A 16,550-nucleotide genomic window follows, 5' to 3' on the forward strand; every position below is an offset into this window, starting at 1 on the left:
TGTAGGCCTGAAAGCAGCGCACTATCGGGTAATCAGGCGACGACCTTCGCTACCGCCTGCGCAAAGCGCTGCATGCCTTCATCAATGTCCGTTTTATCCACCACTAGCGACGGCGCAAAACGCATTACGTCCGGGCCAGCATTCAGCACCATCACCCCTTCGTGCGCTGCAGCGTAAAGGAAATCACGTGCCCGGCCTCTGAACTGTGGCTTCAGTTCCGCACCGATCAACAAGCCCATGCCGCGAATGTCGCTAAAAATGTCATACTGCGCATCAATCTTCTGTAAATGTTGAACAAACGTCTGACGTTTGGCTTGAATACCCTCCAGCACTTCCGGGGTATTGATAATATCGAACGCCGCTCCTGCAACCGCGCAGGCCAAAGGATTACCGCCATAGGTCGAACCGTGAGATCCCACATGAAACGCCGAGGCGATCTCCTGAGTCGTTAGCATAGCACTCACCGGGAATCCGCCGCCGAGGGCTTTGGCGCTGGTCAGGATATCCGGCGTCACACCGAAATGCATATAGGCAAACAGGTCACCTGTACGCCCCATCCCGCACTGCACTTCATCAAATACCAACAGTGCCTGGTGCTGATCGCACAATTCACGCAGGCCTTGCAGAAATTCTGGTGTCGCTGCGGTTACGCCACCTTCCCCCTGAATTGGCTCAACCACCACCGCACAGGTGTGGTCGTCCATCACTGCTTTCACTGCATGCAGATCGTTAAACGGCACATGAATAATGTCCGCCGGTTTTGGACCAAAGCCATCAGAATATTTTGGCTGTCCGCCCACGGAAACGGTAAACAGTGAGCGACCATGAAACGCATTATGGAAGGCGATAATTTTGGTTTTAAAGGGGCTATGGCGTACACAGGCATAGTGACGCGCCAGCTTAAAAGCGGTTTCGTTAGCTTCAGTACCAGAGTTCATGAACAGCACACGTTCGGCAAAGGTCGCGTCGATGATTTTGCGGCCTAAGCGCAGAGCAGGCTCATTAGTGAAAACGTTGCTGGTATGCCACAACGTTTCGCCCTGGCTTTTCAACGCTTCGACCAGTGCCGGATGACAATGCCCTAATGCGGTAACGGCAATTCCACCCGCGAAATCAACATATTCTTTCCCTTGTTGATCCCAGACTCGACTCCCTTTCCCTTTTACCGGAATAAACTCCGCCGGTGCATAAATCGGCAGAATCACTTCATCGAATGTCGCGCGCGTAATTGCAGTTTGTTCAGTTGCCATGTCATTACCACCCAGTTAAGCAGAAATGTTAGTGAAATTATAATCACAAAATATGAATAAAAAATCACTGAATAGCAACCACAAATCAACGGTTGAGGAAATTAGCCAGCAGCTGATGCCCCTGTTCACTGAGAATACTCTCTGGGTGAAACTGTACCCCTTCAAGATCCCACTCCCAATGGCGAATCCCCATGATCTCCCTGGTGTCGCTCCAGGCCGTTACCTCAAAACAATCAGGGAGTGTCGCAGGGGCAACAACCAGCGAGTGATAGCGCGTGACCGTTAACGGGTTCACGAGTCCCTGAAACACCCCCTGTCCGTTATGCGTAATCGGTGATGTTTTACCGTGCATCACTTTCGCCGCCCGAACCACGGTCGCGCCAAATGCCTGTGCCATCGCCTGGTGCCCCAGGCAAACACCCAACATGGGCGTTTTTCCCGCAAAATGTCGAATCACATCCAACGAGATCCCGGCGTCATCCGGGGTGCAGGGTCCGGGAGAAATAACGATTTTTTGCGGATTAAGCGTGTCAATTTGCGGCAACGTCAACTCGTCGTTACGCCTGACGAGAACATCAGCGCCCAGTTCACAGAAGTATTGATACAGGTTCCAGGTAAAAGAATCGTAGTTATCGATAAGCAGGATCATGGCGGCTCCGGTACATAAGAACCGCGCTATTCTACTCAGTTTCCTCGGCTACGCTTACCACTTTACGAAATATCGCTCGCAACGCAGACAGGTCACCCATTGCACCACTTTGATTTGCCAGGTTCCACTCCGCGACCTGAATGCCATTCCAGTTGAGCACATACCCGGCATGAATCGCTAACTGCTCAAAGAAAATACGTTGCGCCAAACCGCTGCCGATACGAAACGGATGCAACACATTAATTTCGCAATAATAATGCGTGAGCCGGTCGACAAATTTTTCTTCCGGTAATCCTGCCAGCCAGGACTCTTCTTCAAGATCCTGCATCAGCGCATTACCCTCTTTCTCGATATATGCAAAATGGCAGAAACGGGTATCCCCCTGATAAATGTCGACCTCACGCAGATGACCTGCCCAGTCGAAAATATCCTGATACAGCTGGCGATGGATAGCACACAGATGCGGCAGGCCCCGTTTTAGCGGCCCCAGCTCAATCGTCGCCGCACGCAACGCCGTCAACTCCCAGGCGGCCTGCTCAAGACGCTGAGTTTGATGAACGCCCAGACGATTACGCATGACGTTCAGACCTGGATACAAATAGGGATCACGTCCATCACCAAATTTATCGCTCATAGTGCCTCCTCAATTCTTCAAGGCGCACCAGTGCGTCTTCAGCGCTCAGAGTAACCCGTGGAATATCCACGCCTTCCAGCCGCCGGCTAGCCTGAAAATTGCCGTTTCGCCGTTGTACCCAGAGACTGGACTTTTGTTTATCGGTGAGTTTTTTCACGTGACCTCCCTGAATGTGCCGACACTTGCCACAAGTATAAGCAGCAATTTCGGGTTACGCAGAGAAGGGAGAGAACGCGGACAGGAACTGCCCGCGCAAAATTCGATTATGGCAGGACTTTCGCTGACAGGATAACAATCGGTTTTGATGGCACGTTCTGGTATGGACCGACATCATGAGTCGGAACCTGAGAAATCTTATCCGCGACATCCATACCCTTCACAACTTTACCGAAGACAGCGTAACCAAAGTCGCGCTGGCCATGATCAAGGAAGGCGTTGTCCGCAATGTTGATAAAGAACTGACTGGTCGCGCTGTCTTTGTCCGCAGTACGTGCCATGGCAATGGTACCGCGGGTATTACGCAGTCCATTATCGGCTTCATTCTTGATTGGCGGATTAGGTTTCTTCTGCTGCATCTGCTCGTTAAAACCACCACCCTGTACCATAAAGCCAGGGATCACACGGTGAAACGTGGTGTTGTTATAGAAACCGCTATTTACATAATCGACAAAATTTTGCACTGATACCGGGGCTTTCTGGCTATTCAGCTCCAGCTCAATGTTACCGGCAGAGGTTGTCAGCAGGACATGTGGGTCACCTTTCGCTGCCAGTGCTGCGGGAGAGAGAGCAGAAAGGGCGAGAACAGCTGCAACAGCCGCCAGAGTCGATTTGAGCATGAGAATTCCTTAACAAGAGCAGAAATAAAGCAAGTGAATTGATTCTAAAGAGCCTTCATGGACAAGGCCATCCCTTTACTTAATTTTACGAACCTGAAACAAATGTAACGATGCGGATTATCCCGCCACCCAAACCTTATAAAGTGATTTTGATCACATTAAAAAATGTAACGCAAACACAATTTACCAATAAACATTTAAATACATCACTAAAACGCCTAAAATCTGCCCGCTCATAGCGCTGTCAACGCGCTTTACACTTCAATACAGGCCAGTCATGACTAACAGCAATCGTATCAAGCTCACATGGATTAGCTTTCTCTCTTACGCCCTGACAGGTGCGTTGGTAATTGTCACCGGGATGGTGATGGGAAACATCGCAGAATATTTTCATTTGCCTGTTTCCAGTATGAGTAACACTTTCACCTTCCTGAATGCCGGGATCCTGATCTCTATTTTTCTCAATGCCTGGCTGATGGAAATTGTGCCCCTGAAAACGCAATTGCGTTTTGGCTTCGTCCTGATGGTGCTGGCCGTCGCCGGGCTGATGCTCAGCCATAGTCTGGCGCTGTTCTCAGCGGCGATGTTTGTACTGGGCCTGGTCAGTGGTATCACCATGTCAATTGGGACATTCCTGGTTACCCAGATGTATGAAGGTCGCCAGCGTGGTTCCCGTCTGTTGTTTACCGATTCATTCTTCAGCATGGCAGGGATGATTTTCCCAATGGTCGCGGCATTCCTGCTGGCACGCAGCATTGAATGGTATTGGGTTTACGCTTGCATTGGCCTGGTTTATGTCGCGATTTTCATTCTGACCTTCGGCTGTGAATTCCCGGCGCTGGGTAAACATGCACAGCAGCCGGAAACACCAGTGGCGAAAGAGAAATGGGGCATAGGTGTGCTGTTCCTGGCTATTGCTGCATTGTGCTACATCCTTGGTCAACTTGGTTTTATCTCCTGGGTACCGGAATACGCCAAAAGCCTCGGTATGAGCCTGAACGATGCGGGTAAACTGGTGAGTGACTTCTGGATGTCTTACATGGTCGGCATGTGGGCGTTTAGCTTTATCCTTCGTTTCTTTGATTTGCAGCGCATTCTGACCGTACTGGCCGGTCTGGCTACTGTGCTGATGTATCTGTTCATCACTGGCACGCCAGAGCATATGCCGTGGTTCATTCTGACACTGGGCTTCTTCTCCAGCGCGATCTATACCACTATTATCACCCTCGGCTCTCAGCAGACTAAAGTCGCATCACCAAAACTGGTTAATTTCGTACTGACCTGCGGCACTATTGGTACCATGCTGACCTTCGTGGTCACTGGCCCTATTGTCGCCCACAGTGGTCCTCTGGCTGCATTACAGACGGCTAACGGACTGTATGCCGTGGTGTTCGTGATGTGCTTTATCCTTGGATTCGTTACGCGCCATCGTCAGCACAGCACACCAGCCGCACATTAAATCTGAATACCGGATAATGATGTTAAAGCACCTTATCCGGCGTATAAAAGCATTCCCCAGGCCGGATGACCATCCGGCCTTTGATCATCCGCCTTCCCTTCTCCAGACTGCGTAGACCTCGCAATCTTAAGAGGCAGGATAACTCACGCCAAAACCCTTCGATTTGTATGCTTTTCATACAAACATGAAAAGCCTGTCAATTCCGTGACTTATAAAAATGCTGACAAATCAGTTATATACCTCTTAAGGAGTATATAAGGGCGAATTTGATTTGTATCAATAAGCGGGGTTGCTGAATCGTTAAGGTAGGCAGTAATAGAAAAGAAATCGAGGCAAAAATGAGCAAAGTCAGACTCGCTATTATTGGTAATGGTATGGTCGGCCATCGCTTTATTGAGGATCTTCTTGATAAATCTGATGCGGACAAGTTTGATATTACCGTCTTCTGTGAAGAACCCCGCAAAGCATACGACCGTGTACACCTGTCTTCTTACTTCTCTCACCACACCGCTGAAGAACTGTCATTGGTGCGCGAGGGATTCTACGAGAAGCATGGCGTTAAAGTATTAGTCGGTGAACGCGCGATTACCATCAACCGTCAGGAGAAGGTGATCCACTCCAGCGCAGGCCGTACGGTCTATTACGATAAACTGATCATGGCGACCGGGTCCTTCCCGTGGATCCCGCCAATTAAAGGCTCAGAAACTCAGGACTGTTTCGTTTACCGCACCATCGAAGATCTCAATGCCATTGAATCCTGCGCTCGCCGTAGCAAACGCGGTGCCGTTGTCGGTGGTGGCTTGTTAGGTCTGGAAGCCGCCGGCGCCCTGAAAAGCTTAGGCGTTGAAACCCACGTAATTGAATTCGCCCCGATGCTGATGGCTGAACAGCTGGATCATATGGGTGGCGAACAGTTACGTCGCAAAATTGAAAGCATGGGCGTGCGTGTGCACACCAGCAAAAACACGAAAGAGATCGTCCAGGAAGGTACTGAAGCACGTAAAACCATGCGTTTTGCCGACGGTAGCGAACTGGAAGTTGACTTTATCGTTTTCTCCACGGGTATTCGCCCGCGCGACAAACTGGCAACCCAGTGCGGCCTGGACGTGGCACCACGCGGCGGTATCGTGATTAACGATGCCTGCCAGACCTCTGACCCGGATATCTACGCCATTGGCGAATGCGCCAGTTGGAACAACCGTGTTTATGGCCTGGTTGCCCCTGGTTACAAAATGGCGCAGGTCGCTGTTGACCATATTCTCGGTAGCGAAAATGCCTTCGAAGGCGCGGATCTGAGTGCCAAACTGAAGCTGCTGGGTGTCGATGTTGGCGGTATTGGCGACGCACACGCACGCACGCCGGGTGCCCGCAGCTACGTCTATCTCGACGAAAGCAAAGAAGTCTACAAACGCCTGATTGTCAGCGAAGATAACAAAACGCTACTCGGTGCGGTCCTGGTGGGTGACACCAGCGATTACGGTAACCTGTTGCAGCTGGTGCTGAACGATATCGAATTGCCGGAAAATCCGGATTCACTGATTCTGCCAGCGCACGCAGGCAGCGGTAAACCCTCAATAGGCGTGGATAAGCTGCCGGACAGCGCGCAAATTTGCTCCTGCTTTGACGTCACCAAAGGCATGCTGGTCGCCGCTATCAACAAAGGCTGCCATACCGTTGCGGCGCTGAAGGCTGAAACCAAAGCCGGTACCGGTTGCGGCGGGTGTATTCCTCTGGTTACCCAGGTACTGAATGCTGAACTGGCGAAACAAGGGATTGAAGTCAACAACAACCTGTGCGAACACTTCCCGTATTCGCGTCAGGAACTGTTCCATCTCATCCGTGTGGAAGGTATTAAAACCTTCGAAGAGTTGCTGGCAAAACACGGTAAAGGTTACGGCTGTGAAGTGTGTAAACCGACCGTTGGCTCCCTGCTGGCCTCCTGCTGGAATGAATACATTCTTAAACCGCAGCACACGCCGCTGCAGGATACTAACGACAACTTCCTGGCGAACATCCAGAAAGACGGTACTTACTCCGTTATCCCGCGTTCTGCAGGTGGTGAAATTACTCCGGAAGGTTTGGTTGCCGTTGGTCGTATCGCACGCGAATTCAACCTGTACACCAAGATCACCGGCTCTCAACGTATTGGCCTGTTCGGTGCGCAGAAAGATGACCTGCCGGAAATCTGGCGTCAGCTGATTGAAGCGGGCTTCGAAACTGGTCATGCGTACGCTAAAGCATTACGTATGGCGAAAACCTGCGTAGGCAGCACCTGGTGCCGCTATGGCGTGGGTGACAGCGTAGGTTTCGGCGTTGAGCTGGAAAACCGCTACAAGGGCATTCGTACGCCGCACAAAATGAAATTTGGTGTCTCTGGTTGTACCCGTGAGTGCGCTGAAGCCCAGGGTAAAGACGTGGGTATCATCGCCACTGAAAAAGGCTGGAACCTGTACGTTTGTGGTAACGGCGGGATGAAACCACGCCATGCTGATCTGCTGGCGGCGGATATCGATCGCGAAACGCTGCTCAAATATCTTGATCGTTTCATGATGTTCTACATTCGTACTGCAGACAAACTGACCCGTACCGCACCGTGGTTAGATAACCTGGAAGGCGGCATTGAGTATCTGAAGTCCGTCATTATTGACGACAAACTGGGTCTGAATGAACACCTGGAAGAAGAAATGGCGCGTCTGCGTGAAGCCGTCGTGTGCGAGTGGACGGAAACCGTCAACACCCCATCTGCACAGGTTCGTTTTAAACACTTTATCAACAGCGATAAACGCGATCCGAATGTCCAGGTTGTGCCTGAACGTGAACAACATCGTCCGGCCACGCCATATGAGCGCATCCCGGTCACTCTGGTGGAGGAAAACGCATGAGCCAGTGGAAAAACATCTGCAAAATCGATGACATTCTGCCTGCAACAGGCGTCTGCGCCCTGTTAGGTACTGAGCAGGTTGCTATTTTCCGCCCATATCACAGCGATCAGGTGTTTGCGATCAGCAATATCGACCCGTTCTTTGAGTCCAGCGTGCTTTCTCGCGGGCTGATTGCTGAACATCAGGGCGAATTGTGGGTTGCCAGCCCGCTGAAAAAACAGCGTTTTCGCTTAAGCGACGGTCTGTGCATGGAAGACGAACAGTTTTCTGTAAAACATTACGAAGCTCGGGTGAAAGACGGCATGGTGCAACTGCGCGGTTAATTAATTTTTAGGGAGGCGCAATGCCTCCCCTTTTTTGACGTATTTGTAGTTCTTTTATTGGTAGTCCTGATAAGCATAGCGCCATCCGGCCTACGGTTACGATTTCTTTTTATTTTTGTACTTCAAGGATAATCAACATATGTTCACAGACACTATTAATAAGTGTGCGGCTAACGCTGCGCGCATTGCACGCCTGTCGGCTAATAATCCACTTGGCTTCTGGGTCAGCTCAGCTATGGCAGGGGCCTACGTTGGCCTCGGCATCATCCTTATTTTTACTCTCGGTAATCTGCTCGACCCATCCGTACGTCCTCTGGTAATGGGTGCAACCTTTGGTATTGCCTTAACGCTGGTGATTATCGCCGGTTCTGAACTGTTCACCGGCCACACAATGTTTCTGACACTTGGCGTGAAAGCGGGCACCATCAGCCACAGCCAGATGTGGGCAATTCTGCCGCAAACCTGGCTGGGAAATCTGGTCGGTTCCGTATTCGTTGCCCTGCTGTACAGCTGGGGCGGCGGCAGCCTGTTACCGGTCGATACCAGCATCGTACATACGGTAGCACTGGCAAAAACCACCGCACCTGCAACAGTACTGTTCTTTAAAGGTGCGCTGTGTAACTGGCTGGTTTGCCTGGCGATCTGGATGGCAATCCGTACTGAAGGTGCGGCGAAATTCCTCGCTATCTGGTGGTGCCTGCTGGCTTTTATCGCTTCCGGCTACGAGCACTCTGTTGCCAATATGACGCTGTTTGCCCTCTCATGGTTCGGTCACCACAGCGATGCTTATACGTTGGCTGGAATTGGTCATAATCTGCTGTGGGTAACACTAGGTAATACTTTGTCCGGTGTCGTATTCATGGGATTGGGTTATTGGTATGCTACGCCAAAATCGGAGCGCCCTGTTCCGGCAAAAATCAACCAAACTGAGAATCTGGCATAACAGCCAAATCATTAAGGGGTAATGTCGTGGATCATTTGCCTATATTTTGTCAACTACGTGACCGCGACTGCTTGATCGTCGGCGGTGGTGATGTCGCAGAACGCAAAGCGCGGTTACTGCTGGAAGCGGGTGCCCGTTTAACGGTTAATGCACTTGCGTTTATTCCTCAGTTTACCGTATGGGCAAATGAAGGAATGCTGACGCTGGTTGAAGGGCCGTTCGATGAAGCCCTGCTCGACTCCTGCTGGCTGGCGATCGCCGCAACCGATGACGATGCCGTCAACCTTCGCGTCAGCAATGCCGCTGAATCACGACGTATTTTCTGTAACGTGGTCGATGCGCCAAAAGCCGCCAGTTTCATCATGCCTTCCATTATCGACCGCTCGCCGTTAATGGTGGCAGTCTCCTCTGGTGGCACCTCACCTGTCCTTGCCCGCCTGCTGCGTGAACGGCTCGAATCCGTGTTACCGCAGCATCTGGGCCAGGTCGCGCAGTATGCGGGGCAACTACGTTCCCGGGTGAAAAAACAGTTTGCCAGCATGGGCGAACGTCGCCGTTTCTGGGAAAAGTTGTTCGTTAACGATCGTCTGGCGCAATCGCTGGCAAATAACGATCAGAAAGCGATTGAGGAAACCACCGAACAGTTGCTCAGCGAACCGCTGGATCATCGAGGTGAAGTGGTACTGGTTGGCGCCGGCCCTGGTGACGCTGGGCTGCTGACGCTGAAAGGACTACAGCAGATCCAGCAGGCCGATGTCGTGGTGTATGACCGCCTGGTTTCTGATGACATCATGAACCTTGTGCGCCGCGATGCAGATCGTGTATTTGTCGGTAAACGCGCAGGCTATCACTGTGTACCGCAGGAAGAAATTAACCAGATCCTCCTACGCGAAGCGCAACAGGGCAAACGCGTAGTACGCCTGAAAGGCGGCGATCCGTTCATCTTTGGACGCGGTGGCGAAGAGCTGGAAACGCTGTGCCACGCAGGCATTCCGTTCTCTGTGGTTCCAGGCATTACCGCAGCTTCTGGCTGCTCTGCATATTCGGGTATTCCACTGACACATCGAGATTACGCCCAGAGCGTACGTCTGGTCACCGGCCACCTGAAAACTGGCGGCGAGCTGGACTGGGAAAACCTGGCAGCAGAAAAGCAGACACTGGTGTTCTATATGGGACTGAACCAGGCTGCCACTATCCAGGAAAAATTGATCGAGTTTGGTATGCAGGCTGATATGCCGGTTGCGCTGGTAGAAAACGGAACCTCCGTTAAACAACGCGTCGTCAACGGAGCGCTGACGCAACTCGGTGAACTGGCGCAGCAGGTTGAAAGTCCGGCCCTGATTATTGTTGGTCGTGTTGTTGGATTGCGCGATAAGCTGAACTGGTTTTCGAATCACTAATTCGACGCTAACACTGCAGTATGAAGCCAATAAAAAAACCGGGAGTTTCCCGGTTTTTTTATGCCTGTCGTCACCCATTTTCAGCCAGTCATGACTTGCTTAATGCTTTCCCGCAAAATACGTAGCACCGTTTGCTCTCCACTACGGTTTGGATTAATGCGAATCGCATATTCCTCAAGCCCCGGACTGGCTTCACGAAAAGTCCCGGAGAGGCGATAAAACAGAGGAGGGAGCTCATATTTCGACTCCGCACCCACCGGATACGGCAGCGCCCCTCGTTTTTGCGCCTCTTCCAATACCCTTTTAGCTATCGGCTGATGAAACTCGACGATCAGAACCTTCGACTGCGCATTAGCGATCGCCGCCAGTTTCACCTCGGGAAGCCCCCCGCTATTCAGGTACGTTAGCAATCGCTCAGACACGCCTGCCTGCACCGCATGCATCACTGGGGCGAAAACCAGCCCCCGAAGTACCTCCAACGCCTGCGCTCCCTGAATCTGGCAGCCGCCGGAATACTGTGTCGCACGGATTCTACCGATAATATCCGCCTTGCCAACCACCGCCCCCACCCCTTCCGGCCCAAAGAGCTTAAAACAGGAGAAGGTAGAGAGCGTCGCCCCACATTCACAGCCAATACGGTCAACTTTCATCACCGCATAGTTGTCATCGGTTAACGTTGGCAGCCCACACCGGGCAATCTCCGCCAGTACTTCAGCCAGCACATAGCTGTCCTGCGGCTGCTGACGGGTATGCTGTACCAGCGCTGCATCGGGGCGATGTTCAGCGATAACCTGTCTTAATGCCGCAAGGTCATTGAAGTCGGCCCTGACCAGCTCAATTCCCATCTGCTCAACGAGCACCATCGTGGTGGGATAAACCGGCGCAACATGCACCAGTAGCCGCTGCCCAGGTTTGAGTAACGACGCCAACCCCGCGCGAATCGCCCCGGTTCCTGCGCCCTGAACCAACACCGCCGCTTCCGCATGAAAGGCATCAGCCAACACGTGTTCCACTCGCTGCGTCACCCGGGGCTGATTCAACCCAGGGCTCAGCCCCAGGTCGCCGCCCGACAGAAAATCTACACCGGGAAAGTGGCGGCAGAGGGAGTCTACCAGCGCAAACTGCTTTTGCTGCGCCTCAGCAAGTGTCAAACTTTGCAACGGAAACGTCTTCATTTACGCCACCTTATGCCGGGACAAACAGCCCCAACCAGTAAAGAATATTCAGCACAATGCCGGTTATCATCACTGCCACCACGGGTGCAGCCATTTTCTGTACCGGGCGTCCAATCGATTCGTTGAGGAAATAAATCGCGACGGCGATAGAAAAACCGGTATAGCCCGCCATCTTAATCGCAGCAAAAATAGAGCCGACCAGCAGCGCCATTTCCATCAACATATTCATGGCGTTACGAATGTTATCCGATGCGTTACGCACGGACGGATAACGTCCCAGCCATTTACCGATAGAGCGCAGCAACAGGACTTCTGCGGAAATGACCAGTGCGCCAAGAAGTGCCGCAATCCACGGATTCGGCGCTAAATAGCCCACGGCATAGACAAAGGTAAAGCCCGCCACTGCGTACACCCCGGTCGCCAGCGCCGTAGTGGCAATCAACGGCACAAAACCTAAACCGCGCATAAATTCAGCTAATGCCGCCTGATTAACCAGTGTTTGCGACTGCTCCGGTGTAATACCTGCGGAATAGGCTTTTTCCAGCGTAAAGATGGACACCTCACTACCCGCGAAAATCTTCATACTGGCAACCACTGCAATCAATGCCCCGACAATCGCGATATACGGCAGGTTTTTAATGATCCGCGAGGTACGCTCTTCAAACACCGATAGCCCGCTGGTATCCATTCCTTCATCGCCCCGATGACGCAGGTCGTGCGTGATAGCGATCGCCAGCAGCATGATCATCCCCACGAAAATCTCGATCGATTCGGGGTTCAGATGCGGGAAGTAGCGCACGACAATAACGCGGGTCATCAGCACCACGACCGCAGCGATAAGGCTACGTTGCCAGCCGAACTGGTAGAAAATCGCCACCAGCGGAAAAAGTGCGAATGCAGAAACAACCGGAGAGCTCAGCTCACCCAGACTCCCCAGCACATCGACCGGCAACGCTGTCAGCAACTGGTTTACCGGCAGCAGGCAGGTGAGGATCAATACGCCCCAGATAGCCCCCATACCAAACGCCAGCAGACTGTTGGCCGCCAGCACACCGAGGATGTCCGTCGGCAGGAACAGCAACCAGGCGTTGAGCAACCCGGTTTTCAGGGTGAACGAAATCCCCACTGACGCCACAAAACCAATGCTCAGACCAAAGGCAATACTCCCCGCCTCGCGGCGGTTCATGTTACCTTCGATAAGCTGCGGCAGAATTGGGCGAATGCCGTCATGGAATACGGCAGCTGACCGATGCGCCAGCAGTGATGTCATACCGGTCAGGCAGGCCACCACGATAATCTGAATATACAGATCCATATTAGTGCCTTTATTTCAGATGGTTAATCAGCATTGGGATTGCGTGTTCAATGTGTTCAACGGAGAGACCAAACGCGACTTTTCCTTCCGTAATCATTTTTGCAATATGGTCGTCTTTCGCCTTAATCCCCGGCTTGGCAATGGTGCAGCTTTTGTTGTAACCAATCACAGCAATGGCAATCGACAACGCCGCGCCTGCACCGGTGTTACAAGCGCCAATGTAGTAATCCAGTTGCCCGGATTTCACCTTCATCGCCGCTTCCATATCGTTATGAATAGAGACTTCAAAGCAGCCAGGAGCCACTGTTTCGATAGTTTTTTTAATCTGCTCACGCTGTAAGCCAGCAACGCCAATCTTTTTCATGATTCTGTCCTTATTGGAAAAATTGAGAGGGGTTATCACGTAACATCGTATCCACATCGGCCTGACTGAATCCTGACTGGCGCAGCTGTGGAATAAAGTTGGTTAACAGGTAGTTGTAACCATTACCGCCATTGGCTTTCAGATGGGAGCGGCGGGTAATATCCATTGAGAGCATCACGCGGTTAAGCAACCCACGATCGCGTAACGCATGCAGCATCCCAATACGCTTTTCGTCCGGGTAGTAGCTGTTTTTACCGATGGTGTCGAACTGCACATACGCGCCGAGATCGATCATGTGCAGAATATTGTCGAGGTTATCTTTCAAATCGCAGTGGCCTACAACCACGCGAGAGAGCGAAACGCCTTGCGCTTTCAGTAGCGCCAGCTGTTCCAGCCCCATGGTGCTAAAAGAGGTATGGGTCGAAACCGGTCGCCCGGTTTCGTTATGCGCTCGTGCGGCGGCAATGAACACCTTCTCTTCCAGTGGCGTAATCACCCCTTCGCTGGAGCCAATTTCCGCAATAATCCCAGCTTTGAGTTCGCTGCCATCGATACCGATAAGGATCTCATCAATCATCTCCTGAGCAAGCTGCTCCACGCTGCGGGTCGCAACATGCTCCGGGAAAAACGCATCCTGGTAATAGCCAGTACAGGCCACCACGTTCATCCCCGTATCACGCATGATATCGAGCATAAATTGTGGATCCCGCCCCATGTATCGGTTAGTCATCTCAATAATGTTGCGAACGCCCAACGCCCGCAGATCCTTCATCTCCTGACAGATGAGATCGTACTGATCCAGTCGACAATCGAGGTTGTTCTTAAAACCAGAGAGATCGATATGCAAATGCTCGTGGACGTAGGTATAGCCCGTCGTATCAATCTTCATAAGGTGTCTCCTGTAAGTCGCAACGATGAAAGAAAAGAGGTGCCGTTTTGTGGAGGTTGCGCGCCAAAAAACTCGCAAACCGTTGCCCCTACATCCGACAACGTGGTACGAACGCCCAACCGGGCGGGTTCCAGTCCCTGCTGATAAACCAATATCGGTACGACTTCGCGGGTATGGTGACTATGTCCGATGGTCGGATCGTTGCCGTGATCGGCCATGACGACCAAACAATCATCCCGCGCCATAGCCGCCAGAAGACGTGTAAGATTACGGTCGACAAGCTGTAAACGTTCGGCATAACGTGCGACATCCTCTGCGTGTCCGGCGAGGTCGGTTTCCTGGATGTTGGTGCAGATGAACACTGTTGATTTGTCCTGAAATTCATTCAGCGTGATATCCATAATCTGCTGACTGTCTACCAGGTTTTGCCAATTGCGGCCGTGAGGATTGCTGACGATATCCGCTACTTTACCAACCAGAACCGTAGGCACTCCCACCTCATACAGCTTTTGTGGTACCTGTACCCGATCATCAACGCCGTAGCCCATATGTCTTACCTGGAAACCACGTTCATAAGCACCGGAACGCGGAGCGTTAATACCGATAAAGCGGCCTTCTTTTATCTCAGCGGCATCCAGAATGCGTTGGCTGTCATTAAGCTGCCCACCAAAGGCAATCACCCGCCCTACTTGTACTTGTTCGCGTACCACGTGCCCTATCTTCAACACCTCATCAAACGGGATAACAGAAAGGTTCGCGGTAAGGTTATAGACCTGACCTAAATCGGCTTCGAGGTTGTCACCCACTGCAACCGCCTGGTTGACCCACAAATACGTCAACTCGCCACCACGTCGCTCTACCAGCCAGCCTTCGGCAATCAGTGCCCGTTCAACGTCGGCAATAACTTCGCTAAACGGCATACGTAACGGAGACTGTGGTTGGGTTCCTAAAATTTCCTGATGTCCCATAAAGGTGTCGCCACCTTCATGTTGCAATTCAGCAACGCCCCAAACCGCTGACGCAGAAGGATTCATCACACCAGGCGTATAGCCCAACGCGTTAATCAGCCCCAGTTTTTCCAGCGTGGGAAGCTGCAACTGCGGTAATTTGCCAAGAATATGCCCGCAGGTATTTGCCCCGGCATCCTGCGGCCTGACCCGAGCCACGTCTTTCATTGCGCCAACGCCAAAACTATCGATCACCAACACCACGAATCGGGCCATCAGTCCTCCAGAACGTTGCCAAGGCTGTCGTAACGGGCCACAATTTCTGCCGCACCACGTTGAATCCCGGATACCAACACCACATCACTGCGCGTCACAAAAATTTGGGTACGGAAGCAGAACACCACCACACTGCTCACCGGGAACTCTCCAGCCAGAGGCAGGTAATAATCGATACTGCTGGCGTCCACAGGTTTCAGCTTCGCGTCAATGGGCGTATTACTGTCAGGAGTAAAAACCAGTGCATTTTGCGCATGACCGCGACGGTAATAACCACCGCCATAGCAATAGCTATCTCCACGAAAATTGTGCGAAATTTCACTCAGCCAGAGCATCGCAATACGTTCAGGTTGATCACCTTTTTGATTGGAAGGGACAGTCCCTGTCAGGGCATGTCCTGGTTCAGCATGAGTTACACCATATTTCGCCAGTAGCGGCAGCGACGCGCAGCTGCTGGCAGAAGGGGCATTAAGTTGTTCAATCTCAATTCCCGCTGCCTCTAACTGACGTCTGGCTTCCACCAGAGTGTGCAGGTTTGGCGTCGGTACCGTTTCGGCAGATTTCTCATCCCATAGCAGACAAGGAAAATGCGTTAAGCCGCTCAGGCGAAGGCCAGGTAAACGACGTATTTCACTTACCACTTCATTCAGATACGTCGCCGGGAAACCGCTTTCTTGTCCCGGATAAAGAAAATCATCTTTGCCATACACTTTAAGCATTACGCTCTGTTCACGACCGGTCTTTAGCGCTGCTGCAGAAACCTCACGCGCTTTCTCCAACGAAAACAGGGTAATAACGTCGGTCCCCTGAGCTACCGCTTCACTAACCTGTCGCGAAGGGATCTGCACCAGGTGTCCCTGATGTGCGACCGGCAGCCCCGCACGTCGCATGACCCGACCTTCTTTGTAATCAACGACCACAATGCCTTCGTATCCCAGCTGTAAAAGCTTGTCCGCCAGCCAGGGATTACGACCTATCTGCTTCGTCATCAAATAGAGTGACATACCGTGCTGTCTGGCTACGTCTAGCAGGCGTTTGCCATTCTCCATCACCTGGTCAACATCAATGACCCAACTGTCCGGAGCGATCTTTCCCTTCTGCCACAAGCTAACCGCAGCAGTAATAAGAGCAGGGTTCTGGCGTTTCAATGCATGTATAAACATCTGTATGCCTCGTTTCTAATCCCTCAGTTAAATATTCATTTTTTT

Annotated in this window: 16 protein-coding genes; 5 read left to right on the forward strand and 11 right to left on the reverse strand. The window is 51.9% G+C overall.

All coding sequences use genetic code 11. From position 1 onward, the window contains the following. Positions 1 to 32 precede the first annotated feature (32 nt). From argD to ppiA, 5 genes are all read right to left on the reverse strand, one after another. Positions 33 to 1,250 carry a bifunctional acetylornithine/succinyldiaminopimelate transaminase gene (argD, locus tag OH663_RS06365; RefSeq protein ID WP_045448379.1) on the reverse strand — a complete coding sequence of 406 codons (1,218 nt, stop codon included), beginning with the start codon at positions 1,248 to 1,250 and terminating at the stop codon, positions 33 to 35. 85 nt (positions 1,251 to 1,335) lie between these two features. Continuing rightward, positions 1,336 to 1,899 (reverse strand): aminodeoxychorismate synthase component 2, encoded by a 564-nt coding sequence (pabA, locus tag OH663_RS06370; protein ID WP_263525705.1) that lies wholly within the window; start codon positions 1,897 to 1,899, stop codon positions 1,336 to 1,338. A 31-nt stretch (positions 1,900 to 1,930) separates the two neighbouring features. Continuing rightward, positions 1,931 to 2,533 carry a putative adenosine monophosphate-protein transferase Fic gene (locus OH663_RS06375; protein ID WP_045448383.1) on the reverse strand — a complete coding sequence of 201 codons (603 nt, stop codon included), beginning with the start codon at positions 2,531 to 2,533 and terminating at the stop codon, positions 1,931 to 1,933. Beyond that, complete coding sequence (locus tag OH663_RS06380) at positions 2,523 to 2,690, reverse strand: YhfG family protein (protein WP_200013183.1); 168 nt, start codon at positions 2,688 to 2,690, stop codon at positions 2,523 to 2,525. Before OH663_RS06380 ends, OH663_RS06375 begins: the two co-directional genes overlap by 11 nt. Before the next feature lie 106 nt (positions 2,691 to 2,796). Then, positions 2,797 to 3,369 (reverse strand): peptidylprolyl isomerase A, encoded by a 573-nt coding sequence (ppiA, locus tag OH663_RS06385; RefSeq protein WP_048222857.1) that lies wholly within the window; start codon positions 3,367 to 3,369, stop codon positions 2,797 to 2,799. A 277-nt stretch (positions 3,370 to 3,646) separates the two neighbouring features. Between ppiA and tsgA the strand changes: the two genes are divergently transcribed. From tsgA to cysG, 5 genes are all read left to right on the forward strand, one after another. Further along, a complete protein-coding gene (gene tsgA / locus OH663_RS06390) occupies positions 3,647 to 4,828 on the forward strand; it encodes an MFS transporter TsgA (protein WP_045448387.1) in 1,182 nt (393 codons plus the stop codon). A 338-nt stretch (positions 4,829 to 5,166) separates the two neighbouring features. Continuing rightward, complete coding sequence (nirB, locus tag OH663_RS06395) at positions 5,167 to 7,710, forward strand: NADPH-nitrite reductase large subunit (protein WP_200013182.1); 2,544 nt, start codon at positions 5,167 to 5,169, stop codon at positions 7,708 to 7,710. Next, positions 7,707 to 8,033 carry a nitrite reductase small subunit NirD gene (gene nirD, locus OH663_RS06400; protein WP_045448391.1) on the forward strand — a complete coding sequence of 109 codons (327 nt, stop codon included), beginning with the start codon at positions 7,707 to 7,709 and terminating at the stop codon, positions 8,031 to 8,033. The genes nirB and nirD overlap by 4 nt, the downstream gene beginning before the upstream one ends. Positions 8,034 to 8,172: 139 nt before the next feature. Beyond that, positions 8,173 to 8,976 (forward strand): nitrite transporter NirC, encoded by an 804-nt coding sequence (gene nirC, locus OH663_RS06405; RefSeq protein WP_045449812.1) that lies wholly within the window; start codon positions 8,173 to 8,175, stop codon positions 8,974 to 8,976. Between the two features lie 26 nt (positions 8,977 to 9,002). Further along, positions 9,003 to 10,376 carry a siroheme synthase CysG gene (cysG, locus tag OH663_RS06410; RefSeq protein ID WP_045448393.1) on the forward strand — a complete coding sequence of 458 codons (1,374 nt, stop codon included), beginning with the start codon at positions 9,003 to 9,005 and terminating at the stop codon, positions 10,374 to 10,376. A gap of 80 nt (positions 10,377 to 10,456) precedes the next feature. On the opposite strand, the gene OH663_RS06415 is transcribed toward cysG, so the two are convergent. Genes OH663_RS06415 through OH663_RS06440 form a run of 6 tightly spaced genes read right to left on the reverse strand, consistent with a single transcriptional unit; the run spans position 10,457 to position 16,505 of the window. After that, positions 10,457 to 11,551 (reverse strand): aminotransferase class I/II-fold pyridoxal phosphate-dependent enzyme, encoded by a 1,095-nt coding sequence (locus tag OH663_RS06415; RefSeq protein ID WP_200013181.1) that lies wholly within the window; start codon positions 11,549 to 11,551, stop codon positions 10,457 to 10,459. Positions 11,552 to 11,561: 10 nt separating this feature from the next. Then, positions 11,562 to 12,866 carry a YhfT family protein gene (locus tag OH663_RS06420; protein ID WP_200013180.1) on the reverse strand — a complete coding sequence of 435 codons (1,305 nt, stop codon included), beginning with the start codon at positions 12,864 to 12,866 and terminating at the stop codon, positions 11,562 to 11,564. A 10-nt stretch (positions 12,867 to 12,876) separates the two neighbouring features. Continuing rightward, positions 12,877 to 13,230 (reverse strand): DUF2620 domain-containing protein, encoded by a 354-nt coding sequence (locus OH663_RS06425; protein ID WP_045448399.1) that lies wholly within the window; start codon positions 13,228 to 13,230, stop codon positions 12,877 to 12,879. Between the two features lie 10 nt (positions 13,231 to 13,240). Beyond that, a complete protein-coding gene (locus OH663_RS06430) occupies positions 13,241 to 14,119 on the reverse strand; it encodes a phosphotriesterase-related protein (RefSeq protein ID WP_048222865.1) in 879 nt (292 codons plus the stop codon). Further along, positions 14,116 to 15,342, reverse strand: coding sequence for a phosphopentomutase (locus tag OH663_RS06435; RefSeq protein WP_200013179.1), 1,227 nt, complete (start codon positions 15,340 to 15,342; stop codon positions 14,116 to 14,118). Before OH663_RS06435 ends, OH663_RS06430 begins: the two co-directional genes overlap by 4 nt. Next, positions 15,342 to 16,505 carry a YhfX family PLP-dependent enzyme gene (locus OH663_RS06440; protein WP_200013178.1) on the reverse strand — a complete coding sequence of 388 codons (1,164 nt, stop codon included), beginning with the start codon at positions 16,503 to 16,505 and terminating at the stop codon, positions 15,342 to 15,344. Before OH663_RS06440 ends, OH663_RS06435 begins: the two co-directional genes overlap by 1 nt. Positions 16,506 to 16,550 lie beyond the last annotated feature (45 nt).

It is taken from the genome of Citrobacter sp. Marseille-Q5395, assembly GCF_947057495.1.
GTDB classification, from domain to species: Bacteria; Pseudomonadota; Gammaproteobacteria; order Enterobacterales; family Enterobacteriaceae; genus Citrobacter; species Citrobacter murliniae.

Coding starts and splice junctions, on each gene's coding strand:
- argD (WP_045448379.1), bottom strand. CDS start 1,250: ATGGCAACTGAACAAACTGCAATTACGCGCGCGACATTCGATGAAGTG.
- pabA (WP_263525705.1), bottom strand. CDS start 1,899: ATGATCCTGCTTATCGATAACTACGATTCTTTTACCTGGAACCTGTAT.
- OH663_RS06375 (WP_045448383.1), bottom strand. CDS start 2,533: ATGAGCGATAAATTTGGTGATGGACGTGATCCCTATTTGTATCCAGGT.
- ppiA (WP_048222857.1), bottom strand. CDS start 3,369: ATGCTCAAATCGACTCTGGCGGCTGTTGCAGCTGTTCTCGCCCTTTCT.
- tsgA (WP_045448387.1), top strand. CDS start 3,647: ATGACTAACAGCAATCGTATCAAGCTCACATGGATTAGCTTTCTCTCT.
- nirB (WP_200013182.1), top strand. CDS start 5,167: ATGAGCAAAGTCAGACTCGCTATTATTGGTAATGGTATGGTCGGCCAT.
- nirD (WP_045448391.1), top strand. CDS start 7,707: ATGAGCCAGTGGAAAAACATCTGCAAAATCGATGACATTCTGCCTGCA.
- nirC (WP_045449812.1), top strand. CDS start 8,173: ATGTTCACAGACACTATTAATAAGTGTGCGGCTAACGCTGCGCGCATT.
- OH663_RS06415 (WP_200013181.1), bottom strand. CDS start 11,551: ATGAAGACGTTTCCGTTGCAAAGTTTGACACTTGCTGAGGCGCAGCAA.
- OH663_RS06420 (WP_200013180.1), bottom strand. CDS start 12,866: ATGGATCTGTATATTCAGATTATCGTGGTGGCCTGCCTGACCGGTATG.
- OH663_RS06425 (WP_045448399.1), bottom strand. CDS start 13,230: ATGAAAAAGATTGGCGTTGCTGGCTTACAGCGTGAGCAGATTAAAAAA.
- OH663_RS06430 (WP_048222865.1), bottom strand. CDS start 14,119: ATGAAGATTGATACGACGGGCTATACCTACGTCCACGAGCATTTGCAT.
- OH663_RS06435 (WP_200013179.1), bottom strand. CDS start 15,342: ATGGCCCGATTCGTGGTGTTGGTGATCGATAGTTTTGGCGTTGGCGCA.
- OH663_RS06440 (WP_200013178.1), bottom strand. CDS start 16,505: ATGTTTATACATGCATTGAAACGCCAGAACCCTGCTCTTATTACTGCT.